Source organism: Asanoa siamensis (assembly GCF_016862555.1).
Taxonomy (GTDB): Bacteria; Actinomycetota; Actinomycetes; order Mycobacteriales; family Micromonosporaceae; genus Asanoa; species Asanoa siamensis.
Genome location: NZ_BONE01000156.1, coordinates 1 through 7,516 on the forward strand (window position 1 = coordinate 1; position 7,516 = coordinate 7,516).

The 7,516-nt window shown below is 73.4% G+C and carries 6 protein-coding genes and 1 pseudogene; 3 read left to right on the forward strand and 4 right to left on the reverse strand.

The genetic code is table 11. The features are described from left to right. A partial coding sequence (locus Asi02nite_RS40470) for a helix-turn-helix domain-containing protein (protein WP_203719352.1) occupies positions 1 to 615 on the reverse strand: 615 nt, incomplete at its 3' end. Positions 616 to 648: 33 nt separating this feature from the next. Continuing rightward, complete coding sequence (locus Asi02nite_RS40475) at positions 649 to 1,566, reverse strand: sugar kinase (protein ID WP_203719353.1); 918 nt, start codon at positions 1,564 to 1,566, stop codon at positions 649 to 651. A 54-nt stretch (positions 1,567 to 1,620) separates the two neighbouring features. Here Asi02nite_RS40475 and Asi02nite_RS40480 point away from each other — a divergent pair, with 54 nt between their 5' ends. Beyond that, the gene (locus Asi02nite_RS40480; protein ID WP_203719354.1) at positions 1,621 to 2,244 is read left to right on the forward strand and encodes a bifunctional 4-hydroxy-2-oxoglutarate aldolase/2-dehydro-3-deoxy-phosphogluconate aldolase; all 624 of its coding nucleotides are present in this window, start codon (positions 1,621 to 1,623) and stop codon (positions 2,242 to 2,244) included. A gap of 31 nt (positions 2,245 to 2,275) precedes the next feature. Continuing rightward, positions 2,276 to 5,434 (forward strand): AfsR/SARP family transcriptional regulator, encoded by a 3,159-nt coding sequence (locus tag Asi02nite_RS40485; protein WP_203719355.1) that lies wholly within the window; start codon positions 2,276 to 2,278, stop codon positions 5,432 to 5,434. A 5-nt stretch (positions 5,435 to 5,439) separates the two neighbouring features. On the opposite strand, the gene Asi02nite_RS40490 is transcribed toward Asi02nite_RS40485, so the two are convergent. Both Asi02nite_RS40490 and Asi02nite_RS40495 read right to left on the reverse strand, forming a co-directional pair. Beyond that, entirely contained in the window at positions 5,440 to 6,267 is an 828-nt protein-coding gene (locus tag Asi02nite_RS40490) for an ABC transporter permease (RefSeq protein WP_203719356.1), read from the reverse strand. After that, positions 6,264 to 7,208: an ATP-binding cassette domain-containing protein gene (locus Asi02nite_RS40495; RefSeq protein WP_203719357.1), complete on the reverse strand. Its 945-nt coding sequence runs from the start codon at positions 7,206 to 7,208 to the stop codon at positions 6,264 to 6,266. The genes Asi02nite_RS40490 and Asi02nite_RS40495 overlap by 4 nt, the downstream gene beginning before the upstream one ends. 163 nt (positions 7,209 to 7,371) lie before the next feature. Between Asi02nite_RS40495 and Asi02nite_RS42955 the strand changes: the two are divergent. Further along, positions 7,372 to 7,516, forward strand: a pseudogene (locus tag Asi02nite_RS42955) (AAA family ATPase); the annotation flags it as partial.

Consider the following 7,516-nt stretch of genomic DNA (forward strand, 5'->3'; position numbering starts at 1 on the left):
GTCGCCTTTGATGGCTACCTCTACCGGGGGTGGGAGGGTCGGGAGGAGGCGGAGGTGGAGTTCGCACCACGGGGTCCAGTAGCGGAGTGGGCCCGGTTGGCGGGGGTCGCGGTCGATCGGGGCGTAGTCCTGCCACTTGTCGCTCCAGCGGCGGGTGTTGGGGAGGTTTGCCAGCCAGTCTGCGACCTTGTCCACGTCGGACTGGGCGAAGGCCAGGTCTGTTCTTCGGACCTTGATCGGGGTGCCGTGGAGGGCCGCGCCCAGCTGGCCGTCCAGGAGGAACGGGACCTCGGGCGGCAGGGTCTTTGTGACCGCTCGGGTCATCATCAGCTCGGCGGCCAGGTCGTCTTCGGTTTCGCCGCCTGCGTCGAGGGTGGCGTCCAGGTCGGCGTCGCGCGCTTCGACCGTTAGGCGTAGCTGCAGGTTGAGTGCGTCGAAGAGGCGGTCCAGCAGCGACGCTGTGGGGGAGACCTTGCCCTGCTCCAGGCGGGAGAGGTGCTGCTGGGTCGTGCCCGCTCTTCGGGCCAGCTGGGCCTGGGTCAGCGCGGCCTTCTCGCGCTCCAGGCGGAGCAGCGGGGCGATCGCGGTGGTCAGGCCGTAGCCCTCCGGGTCCATGACAAGGATGGTGAACCTGGGGTACGACAGGAACTACGCCGCGGCGAGGATCGTGGCTTTCGTGGGGATCGGGCCCACCGCGCCGTGGCCCTGGGTGGTCAGGGCGCCCGCTATCGCCGCGTGGTGCGCGGCCTCCGTCGGTGTCGCGCCGGCCGTGAGGCTTGCCATGAAGGCGCCGTCGAAGGCGTCGCCCGCGCCCGTGCTGTCCACCGGGGTGCAGGGGTGGGGTTTCACCTCCGTCACCGTGCCCTCGTGCCAGAGCAACGCCCCGTCGGCGCCGAGCTTGAGGACCACCGTGCGGGGGCCGCGGGTCGTGAACCAGTCGAGGACCGCGCGCGGATCGTCGGCGCCTGTGAGGAGGCGGCCTTCCTCTATGTTCGGGAAGGCCACGTCGGACAGTTCGATGCTGCGGGTGACCACCGCGCGGGCGCGTTCGAGGGGCCAGAGTTGGGGGCGGTAGTTCGGGTCGTAGCTGACCAGCGTGCCGGCCGCGCGGGCGACGGTCATCGCGTGGAATGCCGCGTCGCAGGCCGACAGGCTGATCGCCTGGGTGATGCCCGAGACGTGCAGCGCTCTTGCGGCGGCGATCGCCGGCTCCGGGACGTCGGCGACCGACAGGCGGCTGGCCGCCGAGTCGGCGCGATAGTAGGTGAAGACGCTGCGGGCCGGGTCTCGCGAGATGAAGTAGACGCCCGTGCGCTCGCCCTGCGCGCGGACCACGTGGGTCGTGTCGATGCCCTCCGCCTGCCAGAGGCGCAGGAAGGCGTCGCCGAACGGGTCGGCGCCGATTCTCGTCAGGTAGCCGGTGCGGGCTCCCGAGCGGGCGGCGGCCACGAGGAAGTTGGAGGTGTCGCCGCCGAAGCCGGTCGTGAACCGGTCGGCGCCGTCCAGGGCCGCGTGGCCGACGGCGCTGAACTCCAGCAGGGGTTCGCCGATCGCGATGATGTCCATCCCGAGTGAGATTATGCGAGGGACCTTTCACCCTCAATGCTCGAAGGAGCGCGAATGACGGCCCGAGAGCTGCTCGCGGTCAGCCCCGTGATCCCGGTCGTGGTGGTCGAGGCGCCGGCCGACGCGGTGCCGATGGCCGAGGCGCTGCTGCGCGGTGGTGTGGGGATCATCGAGATCACCCTGCGTACGCCGGACGCGTTGGCCGCCATCGCCGCGGTCGCGCGGATCCTGCCCGGGATGCGGGTGGGCGCCGGCACCGTGGTCACGCCGGACCAGGTCGAGGCGGCCCGCGCGGCCGGCGCGACGTTCCTGGTCAGCCCGGGCGCTACCGACGCGCTCGTGGAGGCGGCGCTGGCCAGCGGTCTCCCGTTCCTGCCGGGTGCCGGCACCGTGAGCGAGATGCTGGCCCTGCGCGAGCGCGGGCTCGACACGCTCAAGTTCTTCCCGGCCGTGCCGAGCGGTGGCCGGTCCTACCTGTCCGCGGTGGCCGGGCCGCTGCCGGACCTGGCGTTCTGCCCGACCGGTGGGATCACCGCCGAGACCGCCGCGGAATGGCTCGCGCTGCCGAACGTCGGCTGCGTCGGTGGGTCCTGGCTCACCCCTTCGGATGCCGTGCGGGCCGGCGACTGGAACCGGATCGAGGAGCTCGCGCGGGCGGCGACCGGCCTGCGCGGGTAAATCAGTCGCACGCATGGGGGAGAGTGGAAGCGTGCACGTCGGGATCCTCGGGCCGCTGGCCGTCACGGTCGACGCGCGGCCGGTCGAGGTCGGTGGCGCGCGGCTGCGCGCCCTGCTGACCCGGCTCGCCCTCGACGCCGGGCGGCCGGTCGGTGTCGAGGCGCTGGCCGACGCCGTCTGGGGCGACGCGCAACCCGTCGACCTGGCCAACGCTCTCCAGTCGCTGGTGTCACGCCTGCGGCGCACGGTGCCGGGGATTCCGGTGGTGCTGGGGCCGGGCGGCTACAAGCTCGACCTGCCGGCCGACGCCGTCGACGCCGAGCGGTTCAGCGTCCTCGCGCGGGACGGTCGGGACGCGCTGGGCGCCGGCGACCCCGAGAAGGCGGCCCGGCTGCTGCGGGACGCGCTCGTCCTCTGGCGTGGGCCGGCGCTGGCCGATCTGACCGGGTCCACCGACGCCGCGGCGCCCGTGGCCCGGCTCGAGGAGCTGCGGCTCGCCGCCCTCGAGGACCGCATCGACGCCGAGCTGCGGCTGGCCGGGCCGGCGCACCTGGTCGCCGAGCTCGACGAGCTGGCGGCCGCCCATCCGCTGCGCGAGCGGGTCTGGGCGCTGCGGCTGCGGGCGCTGGCCGCCGCCGGGCGGCCGGCGGAGGCGCTCGCGGCCTACGAGGAGTTCCGCCGGCGGCTCGCCGACGAGCTGGGCGCCGACCCGTCGACCGAGCTGCGCGACGCCCACCTGGCCGTGCTGCGCGGCGAGGCCAGGCCGCGGACCACCCGGGGCAACCTGCGGGCCGCCCTCACCAGCTTCGTGGGTCGCGACGACGAGCTCGACCAGGTCGACGGCCTGTTAACCGCGGGCCGGCTCGTCACCCTCGTCGGGCCGGGCGGTGCGGGCAAGACCAGGCTGGCCACGGTGGCCGCGACGCGGGTCGCCCAGCGGGGTGTCGACGCGTCCTGGATGGTCGAGCTGGCGCCGGTCACCGACCCCGCCGACGTGCCGCAGGCCGCGCTGGTCGCGATCGACGGCCGCGCCGCCGGCTTCACCGAGCACGGGCGCCGGCAACAGAACAAGGACACGTTGAGCCGGCTGGTCGAGGCGCTGTCCCAGCTCGACGCGCTGGTCGTGCTCGACAACTGCGAGCACGTCATCGACGCCGCCGCGCAGCTCGCGGACGAGCTGCTCGCCCAGTGTCCGCGGCTGCGCATCCTGGCCACGTCGCGCGAGCCGCTCGGCATCATCGGCGAGGCGCTCTGCCCGCTGCCGCCGTTGGGCACCCCCGACGCCGGGCTCGAGCTCGACGTGATCTCCGCGTACCCGTCGATCGAGCTCTTCCGTGACCGGGCCGCGGCCGTGCGGCCGGGGTTCGCGGTGACCGCCGACAACGTCGCCGACGTGGTGGAGATCTGCCGGCGGCTCGACGGGCTGCCGCTGGCGATCGAGCTGGCGGCGGCGCGGCTGCGCACCCTGTCGACCGCGCAGGTCGCGGCCCGGCTCGACGACAGGTTCCGGCTGCTCACGGGCGGCAGCCGCACCGCGCTGGAGCGGCACCGCACGCTGCGCGCGGTGGTCGCCTGGAGCTGGGAGCTGCTCACCGACGAGGAGCGGCAGCTCGCCGAGCGGCTCGCGGTCTTCCCGTCGACGATCACTGCCGAGAGCGCCGCCGGGGTGGCCGCGCCCGACGCGCCCCTGGACGCGGTCGCCGACAGCCTGGCCGGTCTCGTCGACAAGTCGCTGCTGCAGTTCGTCGGCGACGGCCGGTTCCGGATGTTGGAGACGATCCGCGAGTACGGGCTGGAACGGCTGATCGCGTCCGGCGAGGCACCGCGGCTGCGGGCGGCGCACGCGGCCTACTTCCTCGCCCGGGCGGAGATCATCGAGCCGCACCTGCGTACGCGGGAGCAGCTCGGCTGGCTCGCCGCGTTCGACGCCGACCGGGCCAACATGATCGGGGCGCTGCACTACGCGGCCGAGACCGACGACGCGGCGACCGCGATCCGGCTGGCGGCCGCGTTGACGATGCCGTTCACCATCCGCGGTGACCACGCGCAGGCGGTCGCGCTGCTCGGCCGGGCGCTGGAGGCGCGGGGGCCGGCACCGGCCGCGCACGTGGCCGTGGTGAACGCGCTCCACCTGCTCAACCAGCTCTTCGCCGGCGGCTTCCCGAGCGACGAGGCGATCGCGGAACTGCTGCTGCTCGTCCGCGCGGCCCCGCCGGGCGGGCACCCGTTCCTGCCCGTCATCGAGCCGATCATGACGCTGTTCACCGACGACACCCCCACCGGTCTGGCGGCGGTCGCCCGCGGCCTGGACGGTGCCGATCCGTTCACCCGCGGCCTTCTGCTCTCGCTCAGCGGCAGCATCAAGGAGAACGACGGTGACGCCGACGGCATGCTCGCCGACCTGCTGGCCGCGGCGGAGATCCAGCGCGAGCTGGGCGAGCGGTGGAGCCTCGGCATGACGCTCGGCTCGCTCTCCGACGCGCTGGCCAAGCGGGGCGACCTCGCCGGCGCGACGGCGGCCATGGAGGAGGCGACCCGGCTGGCCGGTGAGCTCAACGCCCGCGACGACGTCGGCTTCCAGCGGGTCTGGCTGGCCGGTCTGCGGGCGCAGGGCGGTGACGTCGAGTGGGCGCGGGCCGACCTCGAGAGCTTCCTGGCCGAGATGTCGCGGGAGGGCTTCGCCCACCGCACGGCCGCGTTCGTGGTGATGGTGCTGGGCGAGTTCGACCGCGCGGAGGGCAAGCTGGACAGCGCCCGCGAGCGCTACCGGCAGGCCGACGAGATGCAGCAGCGCGCGCCGTTGGTGGCTCCTCAGTTCCGCGGGATGCTGCGCGCCTTCGAGGCGCACCTGGCGATCGGCGAGGGGCGCTACGAGGCGGCTGCGGAGTTGGTCACCGAGGGCATCGCGTACGCGATGGGTGGCAAGGACATGCCGGTGATCGCGCTGGTCGGGCTCGCGACGGTGGCGTTGCGGGCCGTGCTCGGCGAGTCGGAGTCCGCGGCGGAGACGCTCGGCGCCAGCGACTCGCTGCGTGGCAGCCCGGACCTGTCCAACCACGACGCCGTCACGCTGGCGGCGACGCTGCGGGAGCGGCTGGGCGACGAGGCCTACGACGCCGCGTACGCCCGGGGGCGTGCCCTGAGCCGGGTCGACGCGCTCGCGCGCGTCGACCCGGCCCGGCACGGCTGATCGGCTCAGACCCGGCGGCGGTAGAAGCGGACCGCCAGCGGTGCGAAGACCACGATGATGCCCACCGACCAGAGCAGCGACTTCGTGACGGTGTCACCGACGGGGCCGCCGGTGAGCAGGGCCCGGGCGGCGTCCATCACGTCGGCGACCGGGTTGATCTTCACCCAGGCCTGCAGCCAGCCCGGCAGGGTGTCCGTCGGCACCATCATGTTGGTGCCGAACGTCAGCGGGAACAGCACCAGGAACGCCGTGCCCTGGACCGCGCCCGGCTCCCGCATGATCACGCCGAGCAGGACGAAGATCCAGGTGATCGCGGACGCGAAGAAGATGACCAGCAGGCAGGCGCCGATGGCCGAGAGCGGGTCGGTGGTGATCCGGAAGCCGATCGCGTAGCCGAAGCCGAGGAGCACCCCGATCGACACCACGAACCGCACCATGTCGCCCAGCACCGAGCCGATCAGTGGGGCCGACCGGGCGATCGGCAGGCTGCGGAACCGGTCGAAGACGCCCTTCTTGACGTCGGTGTTGAGGGAGAACCCGGTCGCGACCGACGCGAACAGCACCGACTGCACCATGATCGCGGGCAGCAGGAACTTGAGGTAGACGGTCTGCGAGCCGGCGATCGCGCCGCCCAGCAGGTAGACGAAGATGACCACGAACATCACCGGCTGCAGGGTGACGTCGAGCAGCTGCTCGGGTGTCCGGATCGTCTTGATCAGGCTGCGCCGGGCCAGCGCCAGGCTGTGCCGGGCGACCTGGAACGCGCGCGCCGGCGGCGGGCCGGACGGCGGGGTCGGGGTGATCGTGGGAACCCGTTCGATCGTCGTGGTCATGCCGCCACCTCCGCGGGCGCACCGGTCAGCGTGAAGAACACCTCGTCGAGGCTGGGCAGGCGCAGGGACAGCTCCATCACGGAGATCCCGGCCTCGTCGATCCGGCGTACGACGGTCGCGAAGGCCCGGTCGTCGTCGACCGGCACCGTGACGACGCCGCGGGCGGGCGACTCCGTCTCGCGGCCCGCGACGGCCGTGAGGATCGCGGCGACCTCGGGCAGCCGGGCGGGGTCGGTCGGCCGGGCCAGGATCGTCTGGCCGCCGGCGATCTGCTTGAGCTGTGCCGGCGTGCCGTGCGCGATCACCCTGCCGTGGTCGATCACGGAGATCTCGTCGGCGAGCGCGTCGGCCTCCTCCAGGTACTGCGTGGTGAGCAGCACCGTCGAGCCGTCACCGACCAGCGAGCGGACCACACCCCACATGTCCTCGCGCTTGGCCGGGTCGAGCCCCGTGGTCGGCTCGTCCAGGTAGATCACCGCCGGCCGGCCCACCAGGCTCGCGGCCAGGTCGAGCCGGCGCCGCATGCCACCGGAGTACGTCTTCGCCGGGCGGTTGGCCGCCTCGGTCAGGTCGAACCACTCCAGCAACTCGGCGGCCCGGGCCCGGGCGTCGCGGCGCCGCAGGTCGAGCAGCTCACCGATCAGCACCAGGTTCTGGGTGCCGGTCAGGTCCTCGTCCACCGACGCGTACTGCCCGGTCAGCCCGATCAGCCGCCGCACGTCCCCCGCGCTCCTGACCACGTCGTACCCGCCGACGGTGGCCCGGCCCTCGTCGGCCCGCAGCAGCGTCGCGAGGATGCGCACCGCGGTCGTCTTGCCGGCCCCGTTCGGACCGAGCACCCCCAGCACCGTGCCCTGCTCGGCGGCGAGGTCGATGCCGGCCAGGGCCGTGGTCTTACCGAACCGCTTGACCAGGCCTTCCGCCTGGAAAGCGAGGCTCATCGTGTTCCCCCTCGGTCGTCTTTCACGGCACCACCATGACCGGGCCCGCTGGCACGGCGCGCACACGGCGCTGGCACGGCCCCGCCAGCGCTGCCAGCGGCGTTTCGGTCGGCTTTCGGCCCCTGCTGGTCCCATGGATCTCGTGACGGAAGCACATGTGGAGTTGGAAGAGGTTCTGTTCGCTGTCAAACGCGTGATCGTGGGCCAGGACCGCCTGGTGGAGCGGCTGGTCGTGGCCCTGCTGGCCGACGGCCACTGCCTGCTGGAAGGCGTCCCGGGCGTCGCGAAGACCCTCGCGGCGCAGACCC

What these genes read in the sequence shown, in the direction of transcription:
- Asi02nite_RS40490 (WP_203719356.1), bottom strand. Translation starts at nt 6,267, where the DNA reads ATGACCACGACGATCGAACGGGTTCCCACGATCACCCCGACCCCGCCG.
- Asi02nite_RS40480 (WP_203719354.1), top strand. Translation starts at nt 1,621, where the DNA reads ATGACGGCCCGAGAGCTGCTCGCGGTCAGCCCCGTGATCCCGGTCGTG.
- Asi02nite_RS40495 (WP_203719357.1), bottom strand. Translation starts at nt 7,208, where the DNA reads ATGAGCCTCGCTTTCCAGGCGGAAGGCCTGGTCAAGCGGTTCGGTAAG.
- Asi02nite_RS40475 (WP_203719353.1), bottom strand. Translation starts at nt 1,566, where the DNA reads ATGGACATCATCGCGATCGGCGAACCCCTGCTGGAGTTCAGCGCCGTC.